The organism is Streptomyces rugosispiralis (assembly GCF_024505145.1).
Lineage (GTDB): Bacteria > Actinomycetota > Actinomycetes > Streptomycetales > Streptomycetaceae > Streptomyces > Streptomyces rugosispiralis.
Map to the genome: position 1 here is coordinate 32111 of NZ_JANIAA010000059.1, position 14005 is coordinate 46115.

General features: G+C 73.6%; 12 protein-coding genes. 10 read left to right on the top strand and 2 right to left on the bottom strand.

Features of this window, described 5'->3' with window-relative positions; translation table 11 throughout:
• Positions 1-70 precede the first annotated feature (70 nt).
• The 3 genes from NP777_RS43755 to NP777_RS43765 are packed head-to-tail and all read left to right on the top strand — an operon-like array spanning position 71 to position 2881.
• Positions 71-895 (top strand): DUF5819 family protein, encoded by an 825-nt coding sequence (locus NP777_RS43755; RefSeq protein ID WP_256655773.1) that lies wholly within the window; start codon positions 71-73, stop codon positions 893-895.
• The gene (locus NP777_RS43760) at positions 892-2124 is read left to right on the top strand and encodes an HTTM domain-containing protein (protein WP_256655774.1); all 1233 of its coding nucleotides are present in this window, start codon (positions 892-894) and stop codon (positions 2122-2124) included. The genes NP777_RS43755 and NP777_RS43760 overlap by 4 nt, the downstream gene beginning before the upstream one ends.
• Before the next feature lie 4 nt (positions 2125-2128).
• Positions 2129-2881 carry a TrmH family RNA methyltransferase gene (locus NP777_RS43765; RefSeq protein ID WP_256655775.1) on the top strand — a complete coding sequence of 251 codons (753 nt, stop codon included), beginning with the start codon at positions 2129-2131 and terminating at the stop codon, positions 2879-2881.
• A 93-nt stretch (positions 2882-2974) separates the two neighbouring features.
• On the opposite strand, the gene paaN is transcribed toward NP777_RS43765, so the two are convergent.
• A complete protein-coding gene (gene paaN / locus NP777_RS43770) occupies positions 2975-4699 on the bottom strand; it encodes a phenylacetic acid degradation protein PaaN (RefSeq protein ID WP_256655776.1) in 1725 nt (574 codons plus the stop codon).
• A gap of 129 nt (positions 4700-4828) precedes the next feature.
• On the opposite strand from paaN, the gene NP777_RS43775 reads away from it, so the two are divergent.
• Positions 4829-6346, top strand: a complete 1518-nt coding sequence (locus tag NP777_RS43775) for a 3-hydroxyacyl-CoA dehydrogenase (protein WP_256655777.1) — start codon at positions 4829-4831, stop codon at positions 6344-6346.
• 2 nt (positions 6347-6348) lie between these two features.
• Complete coding sequence (locus NP777_RS43780; protein ID WP_256655778.1) at positions 6349-6942, top strand: TetR/AcrR family transcriptional regulator; 594 nt, start codon at positions 6349-6351, stop codon at positions 6940-6942.
• Between the two features lie 189 nt (positions 6943-7131).
• Here NP777_RS43780 and NP777_RS43785 read toward each other — a convergent pair whose 3' ends face one another.
• Positions 7132-7620 carry an Lrp/AsnC family transcriptional regulator gene (locus tag NP777_RS43785; protein WP_137978737.1) on the bottom strand — a complete coding sequence of 163 codons (489 nt, stop codon included), beginning with the start codon at positions 7618-7620 and terminating at the stop codon, positions 7132-7134.
• A gap of 182 nt (positions 7621-7802) precedes the next feature.
• Here NP777_RS43785 and pdhA point away from each other — a divergent pair, with 182 nt between their 5' ends.
• The 5 genes from pdhA to NP777_RS43810 all read left to right on the top strand — a co-directional run bounded on the left by pdhA (position 7803) and on the right by NP777_RS43810 (position 13981).
• A complete protein-coding gene (gene pdhA, locus NP777_RS43790; protein ID WP_256655779.1) occupies positions 7803-8945 on the top strand; it encodes a pyruvate dehydrogenase (acetyl-transferring) E1 component subunit alpha in 1143 nt (380 codons plus the stop codon).
• Positions 8945-9994: an alpha-ketoacid dehydrogenase subunit beta gene (locus tag NP777_RS43795; RefSeq protein ID WP_256655780.1), complete on the top strand. Its 1050-nt coding sequence runs from the start codon at positions 8945-8947 to the stop codon at positions 9992-9994. Before pdhA ends, NP777_RS43795 begins: the two co-directional genes overlap by 1 nt.
• Positions 9994-11502, top strand: coding sequence for a dihydrolipoamide acetyltransferase family protein (locus tag NP777_RS43800; RefSeq protein ID WP_256655781.1), 1509 nt, complete (start codon positions 9994-9996; stop codon positions 11500-11502). The genes NP777_RS43795 and NP777_RS43800 overlap by 1 nt, the downstream gene beginning before the upstream one ends.
• Before the next feature lie 29 nt (positions 11503-11531).
• On the top strand, positions 11532-12359 hold the full coding sequence (locus tag NP777_RS43805) for an NTP transferase domain-containing protein (protein WP_256655782.1): 828 nt from the start codon (positions 11532-11534) through the stop codon (positions 12357-12359).
• 383 nt (positions 12360-12742) lie between these two features.
• A complete protein-coding gene (locus tag NP777_RS43810; RefSeq protein WP_391858691.1) occupies positions 12743-13981 on the top strand; it encodes a molybdopterin molybdotransferase MoeA in 1239 nt (412 codons plus the stop codon).
• Positions 13982-14005 lie beyond the last annotated feature (24 nt).

The window sequence follows — 14005 nt, forward strand, 5'->3', positions numbered from 1 at the left end:
GGGGGCCACGGGGGCGTGCGCGGCCGACCGGCGTGCGCGAAGACCTGGACCATCGGGAGCGGGGCGGGGTATGGCGGACACGGAGCCGGAACCGGCGGAACGGGAGCCGACGGGGCCGGAGCCGCTGGTGGGGAAGCCGACGGGCCCTGAACCGGCGGCTGGGGAGCCGCGGGAATCGGAACCGACGCGGCCGGAGCCGACCGAATCGAACGCGCCCGAATCGGACGCGACCGAGGCGCCGGACGGCGATGCGGCGGAACCGCTCACCGCGCTCTCCCTGCCCGGTCAGCTGATCATCGCGGTGGCCATCGCGGTCGCCGCCGTCGCCGCCGCGATCCATCTCTCGGCGGCCTTCCTGAACGTCTCACCGCCCAACACCCTCACCAAGCGGCACGGCGCGGCGATAGACGACTACGTCTACCCGGAGTTCGAACGGGTCTGGAAGCTCTTCGCCCCCAACCCGCTCCAGCAGAACATCGCCGTCCAGGCCCGCGCCGAGATCCGCACCTCCGACGGCGGCACCGCGACCACCGGCTGGCGCGACCTCTCGGCCCAGGACGGCGCGGCCATCCATCACAACCCGCTGCCCAGCCACACCCAGCAGAACGAGCTGCGCCGCGGCTGGGAGTTCTACGTCGGCTCGCATGACACGCGGGAGCGGCCGCAGGGGATGCGCGGCAACCTCTCCGAGCAGTACATCCGCCGGATCGTGATGCTCCGCCTCGGCCGCGAGGAGGACGGCGGCACCGTGGAGCGAATACAGGTGCGCTCCGCGACCACTCCGGTGGCACCGCCGCCCTGGAGCGACGAGAAGATCGACACGAAGACGGTCTACCGCACACTGCCCTGGTGGACCGTGACCTCCGATGACCTCCCGGAGGCGAAGCGCCGGTGACCCCCTCCGCCCGCCTCCAGACCGCCGTGGCGCATGGCTACACGCGCGTCACCACGTCCGCGCTCGGCCCCCGGCAGAGCGCCGTCGTGCGCATCGGCTTCTCCTTCACCTGGCTGCTCTTCCTGGTCCGCGAATGGCCCCACCGCCGTGAGCTGTACGGGCCGGACGGCCCGTGGAACTGGGAGATGGCCGCGCGGCTGATCGACGGCAACCGCGCCTTCAGCGCGCTCATGTGGTCCGACAGCACGGTGTGGTTCGAGATCGTCTACGCCCTCGCCATCGTCTCCAGCGCGCTGCTGCTGGTGGGCTGGCGCACCCGCACCATGTCCGTGCTGTTCATGATCGGGGTGCTGTCGCTGCAGAACCGCAGCATCTTCGTGGGGGACGGCGGCGACAACCTCATCCATCTGATGTCGATGTATCTGGTGCTGACCCGGTGCGGGCAGGTGTGGTCCCTGGACGCGCGCCGGGCGGCCCGGCGCGCGGACCGCGCGTGGCCGCCGCGCGACACCACCGGAGTCGTGCTGTGGGCCGTCACCGGGACCGCCCTGCTCTGGGCGCAGTTGTTCACCGAGGCCAGGCTCTCCCTGACCGCCGACGGGCCGCTGCCCGGGCTGGGCTGGGCCACCGTCCTGTGGGGGCTGTGGCTCGTCCAGGCCGGATGGTGGTTCGTCAGGCGTTACGCGCCGGGGGAGCCGCGCACCGTCCTGGACGCGCTCGCCAATGTGGCGCACAACGGCACCCTGCTGGTGATCATGGCCGAGGTGTGTCTGCTCTACGCCTCGGCCGGCTGGTACAAGGTCCAGGGCTCGCGCTGGCAGGACGGCACCGCCCTCTACTACCCGTTGCATCTGGACTACTTCTCGCCCTGGCCCTGGCTGGCCGACATCATGGCGTCCAGCGGCACCCTGGTGATGGTGCTGACCTACGGCACGGTCATCGTCCAGGTGGCCTTCCCGTTCACCCTGCTCAACCGGCGGGCCAAGAACGTGATGCTCGTGCTGCTGATGATGGAGCACCTCGGCATCGCCGTGATGCTCGGGCTGCCCTTCTTCTCGCTCGCCGTGATCGCGGCGGACTCGGTCTTCCTGCCGACGAACGCCCTGCGCTGGGCCGAGGCGCGACTGGGCCGGGCGCGGGACCGGCTGGCGGCGCGAGCCGTGTGGCTGCCGGGGCAGCGGGCGCGGGAGAGCGACGAGGAAACCCCGGCCGGCACCCTCGTACGCTGAGGGGATGATCGATGACGAGTCCGCGCGGGCCGTACGGCACTGGCGTGCGACGGCCCCCGACACCGTGCTGCTGGACGGCTTCCACGCGCTGAAGCACGCGCTGCGGTTCGGCGCGGAGGTGCGCGCCGCGGTCACCAGCGACAAGGCGTCCGCCGTGGAACTCGCCGAGGACCTGGCCGACGACCTCACCGGGGCGATCGCGGACCTTCTGGTGGAGGTCGACGCCGCGACCCTGCGCGATCTGGTGCCCAGGGTGCATCCCACCCGGGTCGCCGCCCTGGCGGTCCGGCGGGGCCGCCAGGCGAATCTGGACGAGTTGTCCCGGCGGCCCCGGCAGGCTCCCGTGGTCGTCCTGGACAACCCCCGCAACCTGGGGAACGTCGGGGCCGTGGTCCGCCTCGCCGCCGGGTTCGGGGCCACGGGCGTGGTCACCACCGGCGACATCGACCCCTGGCATCCGAACGCCGTGCGCTCGGGCGCGGGGCTTCACTTCGCCACCGCGGTGGAGCGGCTGCCGGACGACGCGCTTCCGGAGGGGCCGCTGTACGCCCTGGATCCGGAGGGGGAGGACATCCGGTCCATGACCATCCCCGATGACGCGCTGCTCGCCTTCGGCTCCGAGCGCCACGGGATCTCACCGGAGCTGCGGAAGCGGGCCACGAGGCTGGTGGCCCTCCCCATGCGGCCACAGGTGTCCAGCTACAACCTGGCCACCAGTGTGGCCATGGCTCTCTTCCACTGGGGTGGCCCCGCCTAGGCCCCGCCTAAGCCCCGCTTAGCCCCGCCTGGGCCATGTCCGGGCGGGGCGTGCGCGGTGGCCCGCCCCGCGCCGCCCCGCCCACCGGGCCCGTTACTCCGCCGGGCGGCGGACCTCGACCATCCGGAAGCGGCCGGCCACGAACGCCCCGTCGCACAGCGCGGCATTGGCCGACGGGTTGCCGCCCGTGCCGTGGAAGTCCGAGAACGCCGCGGTCTGGTTCACATACACCCCGCCGGTCAGATTGAGCGACAGCTGGGCGCACTCCTCCAGACACGCCTCCTCGATCAGCCGCTCCGCCTCCGGTGAGGTGGTGTACGCCCCGACCGTCATCGCGCCCTTGTCCCGGGTGGTCCGGCGCAGCAGCGCCACCGCGTCCTCGGTGGAGGCGACGGCGACGGCGAAGGAGACCGGGCCGAAGCACTCGGCCAGATAGGGCGCGTCCGCGTCCGCCCCCTCCCAGAACTTCCGCGCGCCGTCCGCCTTGACCATCAGCGGTGTGCGGACCGTGGCGCCCGGGAAGTCGGGGTGGGTCACCGTGCGGGAGGCCAGGGCGACCGCGCCCAGGCCGGGGGCGGCCTCCAGCCGCTCCTGGACCCGCGGTCCCACGATCGCGCCGAGCAGCGCGCTCGCCCGTGCGTCGTCGCCCAGCAGCCCGTCCACCGCCGCCGCCAGGTCGGCCACCACCTCGTCATAGGTCTTGGGGCCGGCGTCGGTGGTGATGCCGTCGCGGGGGATCAGCAGATTCTGCGGGGTGGTGCACATCTGGCCGCTGTAGAGGGACAGCGAGAACGCCAGATTGGCGAGCATGCCCTGGTAGTCGTCGGTGGAGTCGATCACCACCGTGTTGACCCCCGCCTTCTCCGTGAAGACCTGGGCCTGGCGGGCGTGGGTCTCCAGCCAGTCGCCGAAGGCGGTGGATCCCGTGTAGTCGATGATTCGGATCTCGGGGCGGACGGCGAGGACCTTGGCGATGCCCTCGTCCGGCCGCTCGGCGGCCAGCGCCACCAGATCGGGGCTGAACCCCGCCTCCTTCAGCACCTCGCGCGCCACCTGGACGGTCAGCGCGAGCGGCAGCACGGCCTGGGGGTGCGGCTTGACCAGCACCGGATTGCCGGTGGCGAGCGAGGCGAAGAGCCCCGGATAGCCGTTCCACGTCGGGAAGGTGTTGCAGCCGATCAGCAGCGCGATACCGCGCGGGACGGCCGTGAACGTCTTGCGCAGGCGCAGCGGGTCGCGCTTGCCCTGCGGCTTGGACCAGTCCGCGGCTCCCGGAGTGCGGGTCTGCTCGGCGAACGCGTACGCCACCGCCTCTAGACCGCGGTCCTGGGCATGGGGGCCGCCGGCCTGGAACGCCATCATGTACGCCTGTCCGCTGGTGTGCATGACGGCCTGGGCGAACTCATGCGACCGGGCGCCGATCCGGGCCAGGATCTCCAGGCACACCATGGCCCGCGCCTCGGGACCGGCATCCCGCCAGGCGGGCATCCCCGCCCGCATCGCCGGGAGGAGCACCTCGATGTCCGGATGCGGATACTCCATGCCCATCTCCGCGCCGAACGGAGAGACCTCGGAGCCCGTCCAGCCGTCGGTGCCCGGCTGGTCCAGCTCGAAGCGCTTGCCGCGCAGCGCCTCGAACGCCGCCTGGCCCTCGGCGACGCTCAGGCTCGGGCGCCCGCCCTGGCCCTCGCCGCCGTAGGCCTTCGGGTGCTCGGGGTGCGGGGACCAATAGGCGCGGGTACGGATCGCCTCCAGGGCCTGGTCGAGGGTGGGGCGGTGCTCTTGCGTCAACTGCGCGGTGGTGAGTGCGGCGGTCACGACTGACCAACTCCTCGTCGAGCTGGGGCTGGGCTGGAATGGGCGACAGGGTTAGAGTAACCGAACGATCGGTCGGGACAAGAGGGCCTGGCGAACCTGTGGACAACTTCGTCGAAAAGGATCTGCGGCATGACTGCGATCGACCGTGGGACCGCCCGAGCCGGCCTCGTCGCCGTCGTCGGCACCGGCACGATGGGCCAGGGGATCGCCCAGGTGGCGCTGGCCGCGGGCCATCCGGTGCGGCTCTACGACGCCGCGCCCGGCCGGGCCTCCCGGGCCGCCGACGCCGTCGCGGACCGGCTCGGCCGGCTGGTCGCCAAGGAGCGCCTCACGGCCGCCGACCGTGACGCCGCCCTCGGCCGGCTCGCCCCCGTGGCCGACCTCGCGGACCTGGCCGAGGCCGATCTGGTGGTCGAGGCGATCCTGGAGGAACTCGGCGCCAAGCAGCAGCTGTTCACCGCGCTGGAGTCGGTGGTCTCCGACGGCTGTCTGCTCGCCACCAATACCTCCTCCCTCTCCGTCACCGCCGTCGCGGGTGTTCTGCGCCGCCCCGGCCGCCTCCTCGGTTTGCACTTCTTCAATCCGGCCCCGCTGATGCCGCTGGTGGAGGTGGTGCGCGGCGCCGCCACGGACGAGGCCGCCGCCGACCGGGCCCACGCCACCGTCGCGGCCTGGGGGAAGACCCCGGTGCGCTGCGCCGACACCCCCGGGTTCATCGTCAACCGGATCGCCCGCCCCTTCTACGCCGAGGCGTTCCGGGCGTACGAGGAGCGCGTCGCCGACCCCGCCACTCTGGACGCCGTGTTGCGCGAGTCCGGCGGCTTCAGGATGGGGCCCTTCGAGCTCACCGACCTGATCGGCCAGGACGTGAACGAGGCCGTCACCCGATCCGTGTGGGAAGCGCTGTTCCACGATCCGAAATTCACCCCGTCCCTGGCCCAGCGGCAGCTCGTCGCCTCCGGGCGGCACGGGCGCAAGACGGGCCACGGCTGGTACGACCACTCCGAGGGCGCCGGGCGACCCGCCCCGCACACCGCGGAGCCGTGCGAGCCGCCGGGCAAGGTGGCCCTCCACGGCGACCTGGGGCCCGCACAGGGGCTGGTCGGCCTCATCGAGGAGGCGGGCATCCCGGTGACCCGCGAGCCCGCCGGGGCCCATCTCGCCCTGCCCGACGGCACCCGGCTGTCCCTGGCCGACGGCACGACCGCCACCGACGACCCCTTCGCCGCGTCGGTCCGCTTCGACCTGGCGCTGGACTACCGCACCGCCACCCGCGTCGCCCTGACGCCGTCCATGGCCGCACCCGAGGCGTCCCTGCGGTCCGCGGCCGGCCTGTTCCAGGCGCTCGGTAAGGACGTCAGCGTGGTCCAGGACGTCCCCGGCATGGTCGTGGCCCGCACGGTCGCGATGCTCGTGGACTTCGCCGAGGACGCCGTCGCCCGCGGGGTGGCGAGCCCCGAGGACATCGACACCGCCATGCTGACCGGCGTCAACTACCCGCGCGGACCGCTGGCCTGGGGACGCGCGCTCGGCGCCCGCTGGGTGCGGGACACCCTGCGCAACCTCCACCACGCCTGTCCGACCGGCCGCTACGCCCCTTCCCAGGCGCTGATCCGGCGTGCGGCCGCCGATGAGAAGCTGCTCTAATCATGACCATGGCCAAGCGCGACACCTACACGCCCGAATCGCTGCTCGCGGTCGCCGTGGAGGTGTTCAACGAGCGCGGCTACGACGGCACCTCCATGGAGCACCTGTCCCGGGCCGCCGGGATCTCGAAGTCCTCGATCTACCACCATGTGAAGGGCAAGGAGGAGCTGCTCCGGCTGGCCATAAGCCGTGCCCTGGACGGGCTGTTCGGCATCCTCCAGGAGCCCGCCGCGCGCGAGGGGCGGGCGATCGAGCGGCTGGAGCACGTGGCCCGGCGCACCGCCGAGGTGCTGATGGACGACCTGCCGTACGTCACGCTGCTGCTGCGCGTCCGGGGCAACACGGACACCGAGCGGTGGGCCATGGAGCGGCGCCGGGAGTTCGACCACCAGGTGGCCGAGCTGCTCAAGCAGGCGGCGGCCGACGGCGACCTGCGGTCCGACGTGGACGCCCGGCTGGCGACCCGGCTGCTCTTCGGCATGATCAACTCCATTGTGGAGTGGTACCGGCCGGGCCGTGGCGGGGCCGCGACCTCCCATGAGGTGGCCGAGGCGGTGGTCCGTACGGCCTTCGCGGGCCTGCGCACCCAGACCTGACCCGCGACGCCTGCGCACCCAGACCTGACCCGCGACGCTCGCGGGGCGGGCCTGCGTACCCGGTCGTGACCCGGGAGGCCCACGGGCCGGTGCGACCGCGCCCGGGTCCTGACCCGCGACGCTCGTGGGCCGGTACGACCGCACCCGGTCCCCTGGCGCACCCGCACCCGCGCCCGTGTCCGGCCCCCGCTACGGCTCCGAGTCCAGGTCAGTCTCCTCGAAGACCAGCAGCGTCCTGGTGCTCAGCACCTCCGGTATGGCCTGGATCCGGGTGAGGACCAGTTCTCGCAGCGAGCGGTTGTCCTCGGTGTGCACCAGCAGCAGCACATCGAAGTCCCCGCTGACCAGCGCGATGTGGGTGGCCCCTGGAAGCTGCCGTAGCTGTTCGCGCACGGTGCGCCAGGAGTTCTGGACGATCTTCAGCGTGATGTACGCGGAGGCGCCCTGCCCGGCCCGCTCCTGGTCCACCCGGGCGCTGAAGCCGCGGATCACCCCGTCGTCGATCAGGCGGTTGATCCGGGCGTAGGCGTTGGCGCGCGAGACGTGCACCTGCTCGGCCACGGAGCGTATGGAGGCGCGGCCGTCCATTTGGAGCAGACGCAGGATGTCGCGGTCGATGGCGTCCAGCGGGCGCGCCGGGGGTTTGCCGTCCGGATTGGCCATCTGTTCGCCCGGCATATCGTCCCGCCTCCCCTTCATGGACGTCCTGTCCTCATCTCAGGGGCTGCAGAACCGTTTGTCCACAGGCTTGGGTCGCCTGTAGCCAAAATGCGTCAACGACCGAACAATCGGTAGGGGAGGGCGATGCCGCCCGGCACGCCCCGCCCTCCCGCCGTACGCCACGCCCAGGAGGTCGCGTCATGACGGTCCTTGAGCAGCCCGGTGCCTACCGGCCCACTCCCCCGCCCGGCTGGCAGCCCCGCGTCGACGCCGCGCCGCTGCTGCCCGACGCGGAGCCGTACCGCCTGCTGGGCACCGCCGCTGCCGTCGGCATCTCCCCCGATCTGCTGACCCGGCTCCACCGCGAGCTGGTGCGCGGCCGCCGGTACAACACGCAGGCCACCGCCCTCACCCGGCAGGGCCGGCTGGCCGTCTATCCCTCCTCCACCGGGCAGGAGGCCTGTCAGGTCGCGGCCGGGCTGGTGCTGGAGGACCGCGACTGGCTCTTCCCCAGCTACCGCGACACCCTGGCCGCCGTGGTCCGCGGGCTGGACCCCGTCGACGCCCTGACCCTGCTGCGCGGCGACTGGCACTCCGGCTACGACCCCCACGCCCACCGCGTCGCCCCGCTGTGCACCCCGCTGGCCACCCAGCTGCCGCACGCCGTCGGCCTCGCCCACGCCGCCCGCCTCAAGGGCGACGACGTGGTGGCCCTAGCCATGGTCGGCGACGGCGGCACCAGCGAGGGCGACTTCCATGAGGCCCTCAACTTCGCGGCCGTATGGCACGCCCCGGTCGTCTTCCTCGTCCAGAACAACGGCTTCGCGATCTCCGTCCCGCTCGCCAAGCAGACCGCCGCGCCCTCCCTCGCCCACAAGGCGGTGGGATACGGGATGCCCGGCCGTCTCGTCGACGGCAATGACGCGGCCGCCGTCCACGAGGTCCTGGCGGAGGCGGTGCGCCGGGCCCGCGGCGGAGGCGGCCCCACCCTGGTGGAGGCGGTCACCTACCGCATCGAGGCGCATACCAACGCCGACGACGCCACCCGCTACCGCACCGACTCCGAGGTCGAGGCATGGCGCGCCCACGACCCGATAGCGCTCCTGGAGGAGGCCATGCGGGACCGCCATCTGCTGGACGACGAGGGGGTCCGGGCCGCGCGGGAGTCCGCGGAGCGGCTCGCCGCGGATCTGCGGACGCGGATGCACCAGGACCCGGTCCTGGACCCCATGGCGCTCTTCGAGCACGTCTACGCCGACCGGACCAGCCAGCTGCGCGAGCAGGCGGCCCAGCTGCGCGCGGAGCTCGACGCCGAGGCCGCGGACGCCGGGAAGGGGGAGTGATGACCACCGCCGTAGGGGCCGACACTGCCCGTAAGCCCGCCACCATGGCCCAGGCCCTCGGCCGCGCGCTGCGCGACGCCATGGCCGCCGACCCGTCCGTCCATGTCCTCGGCGAGGACGTGGGCACCCTGGGCGGCGTCTTCCGGATCACCGACGGGCTCGCCGAGGAGTTCGGCGAGGACCGCTGCACGGACACACCGCTGGCCGAGGCGGGCATCCTCGGCACCGCCGTGGGCATGGCGATGTACGGGCTGCGGCCGGTGGTCGAGATGCAGTTCGACGCCTTCGCCTACCCGTCCTTCGAGCAGCTCATCAGCCATGTCTCGCGGATGCGCAACCGCACCCGGGGCGCGATGCCCATGCCGATCACCGTCCGGGTGCCCTACGGGGGCGGCATCGGCGGCGTCGAGCACCACAGCGACTCCTCCGAGATCTACTACATGGCCACCCCCGGGCTCCAAGTCGTCGCCCCCGCGACCGTCGCCGACGCCTATGGGCTGCTGCGCGCCGCCATCGCCTCCGACGACCCCGTGATCTTCCTGGAGCCCAAGCGGCTGTACTGGTCCAAGGCCGACTGGTCGGCCGACGCCCCCGAGCAGGTACCGCCCATCGGGCGCGCGGTGGTGCGCGGGCCCGGCAGCGGCGGCCGGCGCAGCGCCACCTTGATCTCCTACGGCCCCTCCGTGCCGGTGTGCCTCGAAGCCGCCGAGGCGGCCCGGACCGAGGGCTGGGATCTGGAGGTCGTCGATCTGCGCTCGCTCGTCCCCTTCGACGACGAGACGGTGTGCGCCTCCGTGCGCCGCACCGGCCGCGCGGTCGTCGTCCATGAGTCCACGGGCTTCGGCGGGCCCGGCGGGGAGATTGCCGCCCGGGTCACCGAGCGCTGCTTCCACCATCTGGAGGCGCCCGTGCTGCGGGTCGCCGGATTCGACATCCCCTACCCGCCGCCCATGCTGGAGCGGCACCATCTGCCCGGCGTGGACCGGGTGCTGGACGCCGTCGCCCGGCTGCAGTGGGAGTCGGAGTGGACCGAGGGGAGCGCGGTCTGATGGCTGTCGTAAGGGAGTTCACCCTGCCCGATCTGGGCGAGGGGCTGACCGGTGCCGAGATCGTGCGCTGGCTGGTCCAGGTCGGCGATGTGGTCGCGGTCGACCAGCCGGTGGTCGAGGTCGAGACGGCCAAGGCGATGGTGGATGTGCCGTGCCCCTACGGCGGTGTGGTGACGTCCCGTTACGGCGAGGAGGGCGCGGAGGTGCCGGTCGGGGCGCCGCTGATCACGGTCGCCGTGCCGGAGGGTTCGGACGACGGTTCCGGTCCGCCGGTCACCGAGAGCGCGATCGACGGCGCGTCGGGCAATGTGCTGGTCGGCTATGGCACGGCCGGTCCCGCCGCGCGGCGCCGTCGCGTTCGGCCCTCCCCCGGGCCGCTGCGCGAGACGCCCACGGCCCCTGGCGGACCGCTGCCCGAGACGGCGGCGGCTCCCGCCGCGCCTGTACCTGACGCGACGGCGGCCTCCGCCGGGCCGGTGCGCGAGACGGCGGCGGCCTCCGCCGGGCCGGTGGGCGAGACGGTGACGGCTCCCGCCGGGCCCCTTCCGGTGATCTCGCCTCTGGTGCGGCGGCTGGCCCGGGAGCACGATGTCGATCTGCGGCAGCTCAGGGGCTCGGGCCCCGAGGGGCTGATTCTGCGGGCGGACGTCGAACGAGCGGTCGCGGGCACGGCGCCCGCCCCCGTAGTACCCGCCTCCGCCGCACCCGCCTCCGCCGCACCCGCCACCGCCGCGCACGCCTCCGCGGCGCCCGCCCCCGTAGTACCCGCCACCGCCGCACCCGCCACCGCCGCGCACGCCTCCGCGGCCCCCGCCCCGGAGGGGGAGCGGGTTCCGCTGCGAGGGGTGCGGGGTGCCGTGGCGGACAAGCTCGCGCGCAGCCGGCGCGAGATCCCCGACGCGACCTGCTGGGTGGACGCCGACGCGACCGAACTGCTCGCCGCCCGTGCGGCGATGAACGCCGCGGGCGAGTCCAAGGTCTCCGTGCTCGCCCTCCTGGCCCGTATCTGCACGGCGGCCCTCGCGCGCTTCCCCGAGCTCAACGCCACGGTGGACACGGTCGGCCGGGAGATCGTCCGGCTCCCCGACGTCCACCTCGGCTTCGCGGCCCAGACGGACCGGGGTCTGGTGGTCCCGGTGGTGCGCGACGCCCACACGCGGACCATAGAGGGGCTCTCCGAGGAGATCGCCCGGTTGACCGAGGCCGCGCGGACCGGGACCCTCGCCCCCGCCCAGCTCACCGGCGGCACCTTCACCCTGAACAACTACGGGGTGTTCGGGGTCGACGGCTCGACGCCGATCCTCAACCACCCCGAGGCGGCGATGCTCGGGGTCGGGCGGATCTCCCCGAAGCCCTGGGTGCACCAGGGTGAGCTGGCGGTGCGCCAGGTGGTGCAGCTGTCGTTCACCTTCGACCACCGGGTGTGCGACGGGGGCACCGCCGGTGGATTCCTGCGGTTCGTGGCCGACTGCGTGGAGCAGCCCATGGTGTTGTTGCGGCGGCTGTAGCGGATGCGCGGCGGCGCCATACTCATGGGGTGACTCCAGGTGCGTATGACGCAGTGATCCTGGCCGGGGGCGCCGCTCGGCGGCTCGGTGGGGTGGACAAGCCCGCGCTGCGGGTGGGCGGGCGAGCCCTGCTCGACCGGGTGCTGGGCGCATGCCGCGGCGCCGGGCGGACCGTCGTCGTCGGCCCGCGCAGGCCCACGGCACGGCCGGTGCGGTGGGCCCGGGAGGAGCCCCCCGGCGGTGGCCCGGTCGCGGCCGTCGACGCGGGCATCCGGCAGACCACGGCTCCGGTCGTCCTCGTTCTCTCCGCCGATCTGCCCTTCCTCACCCATGAGACCGTCGAGACCCTCCTCACCGGTCTCCAGGGCGCCGAAGGGGCCGTGCTCATCGACCCCGACGGCCGTGAGCAGCCCCTTGTCGCCGCCTACCGCGCCGAGCCGCTGCGCCGCGAGATCGCCCTCCTCGCCACCGAACACGGCGGCCTCGGCGGGCTGCCCCTCCGCCTCCTCGTCTCCGAGCTGGCCCTGGCCCGCCTCCAGCACCCCACCGCGTCGTTCGACTGCGACACCTGGGAAGACATCACCACGGCTCGAGCACGCATCAGGGAGCATGGACACGTGTTGGACGAATGGATTGCCGCAGTCAAGGCCGAGCTCGGGATCGACCTGGATGTCGACACCGCGGCCCTACTGGATCTGGCCCGTGACGCCGCACATGGTGTCGCCCGGCCCGCCGCCCCCCTGACCACCTTTCTCGTCGGCTACGCCGCGGCCCAGAAGGGCGGCGGCCCCGAGGCGCTGGCCGCCGCCACCGAGAAGGCCGCGGCGCTGGCGGCGCGTTGGGCCGAGGAGCAGTGACACCTCGCCACCCCCGGGACGGGGACCCGCTCGACCGCGAGGTCGACGAGGCGCTGGCGCTGGCCAATGAATCACCGCCGCAGGGCCCGGAGCCGCCCGGAGCGGAATCGGAAGAGGACTGGGCCGACGCCGCCCTCAGCCTGGCCAATGGCCGCCCGGCCCAACCCGCCCGGGAGCGAGGCCCCGGCGACACCGACGGCCCCCGCGAGCCCGACGGCACCGGCAACACCGGCAACACCGGCAACACCGGCAACACCGCCAACACCGCCAACACCGCCAACACCGCCAACACCGCCAACATCAGCGACATCGGCGACCCGACCCGGACCGACTGGGTCGAGACCGCGCTCGACCTGGCACGGGAAACGGCGGAAGAGCCCGCGGTGGTCCTGGACGCACGGGGCCATGTACGCCGAAGGCCGGAGGTGTATTCGAGGAGCCGGTCTTCGGGTAGTCCGACGTCGGAGGGCACTGGCACCAAGAGCACGCGGTCCAGGGCCCCCGCCCAACAGACCCCGGCCCCGCACCCGAAACGCACCCCCGGCGCATCCACGCCCCACCCGCATCCCTCCATGAACCCACCGCACCGCACCCCCACCTCCTGGCCCGACGCCCGCGCCATCGCCGCCCGCGCCGCCGTCAAGGAGGCCGCCCACGCCGCCCCGGTGATGCGGCCGCTGTCCGAGGCGCTCGGCCAGGTCCTGGCCGCGCCGCTCGCCGCGCTCACCGATCTGCCGCCCTTCGACACCTCCGCCATGGACGGCTGGGCGCTCTCGGGCCCCGGCCCCTGGCGGCTGCCAACCGGCACAAAGGACCAGGAGCACCAGGGCATCCTCGCCGGACACGGCGAGACGGCCCCCCTCCCCGACGGCCACGCCGTCCGCATCGCCACCGGTGCCCGCGTCCCGCCCGGCGCCACCGCCGTACTGCGCAGCGAGTACGGCACCGACGAGGGCGACGGCTGGCTGCACGCGTCCGCCGCCCACCCCGTCGTCCTCGGCCAGGACATCCGCACCCGCGGCCAGGAGTGCCGCAGCGGTGATCAGTTGCTGCCCGCCGGGACCCTGGTCACCCCCGCCGTCCTGGGCCTGGCGGCCGCGGCCGGGTACGACGAGCTGCCGACGGTGCGCAGGCCGCGCGTGGAGGTGCTGGTCCTCGGCGATGAGCTGCTCACCGAGGGGCTGCCGCACGACGGCCGGATCCGGGACGCGCTGGGCCCGATGGTCGCGCCGTGGCTGCGGGCGCTCGGCGCCGAGGTCCTGGGCACCCGGCGGCTGGCCGACGAGGCGGACGCGGTGTACGCGGCGGTGGCCGAGTCGTCCGCCGACGTCGTCGTGACGACCGGGGGCACGGCCGCGGGCCCCGTGGACCACGTCCACCCCACCCTGCGCCGCCTGGGCGCCGAGCTGCTGGTGGACGGGGTGGCGGTGCGCCCCGGCCACCCGATGCTGCTGGCCCGCCTCGCCCGCGAGAACCGCGCCAACCCCCGAAACCCCACCAACCCCACCAACCCCACCAACCCCCCCCCTCCCCCCCCGCCCGCCCCCACCCCTCCCCCCCCCCCGCCCCCCGGCGGGCCCCCAGACAACCCCCCCGCCATACCCCCCCACTGCGCCCCCTGACCGGGGAACACGAACACCGAACGC

Excerpts from the sequence above, each read along its gene's own strand:
- NP777_RS43755 (WP_256655773.1), top strand. The coding sequence starts at position 71 with ATGGCGGACACGGAGCCGGAACCGGCGGAACGGGAGCCGACGGGGCCG.
- NP777_RS43765 (WP_256655775.1), top strand. The coding sequence starts at position 2,129 with ATGATCGATGACGAGTCCGCGCGGGCCGTACGGCACTGGCGTGCGACG.
- NP777_RS43775 (WP_256655777.1), top strand. The coding sequence starts at position 4,829 with ATGACTGCGATCGACCGTGGGACCGCCCGAGCCGGCCTCGTCGCCGTC.
- NP777_RS43780 (WP_256655778.1), top strand. The coding sequence starts at position 6,349 with ATGACCATGGCCAAGCGCGACACCTACACGCCCGAATCGCTGCTCGCG.
- NP777_RS43785 (WP_137978737.1), bottom strand. The coding sequence starts at position 7,620 with ATGCCGGGCGAACAGATGGCCAATCCGGACGGCAAACCCCCGGCGCGC.
- pdhA (WP_256655779.1), top strand. The coding sequence starts at position 7,803 with ATGACGGTCCTTGAGCAGCCCGGTGCCTACCGGCCCACTCCCCCGCCC.
- NP777_RS43795 (WP_256655780.1), top strand. The coding sequence starts at position 8,945 with ATGACCACCGCCGTAGGGGCCGACACTGCCCGTAAGCCCGCCACCATG.
- NP777_RS43800 (WP_256655781.1), top strand. The coding sequence starts at position 9,994 with ATGGCTGTCGTAAGGGAGTTCACCCTGCCCGATCTGGGCGAGGGGCTG.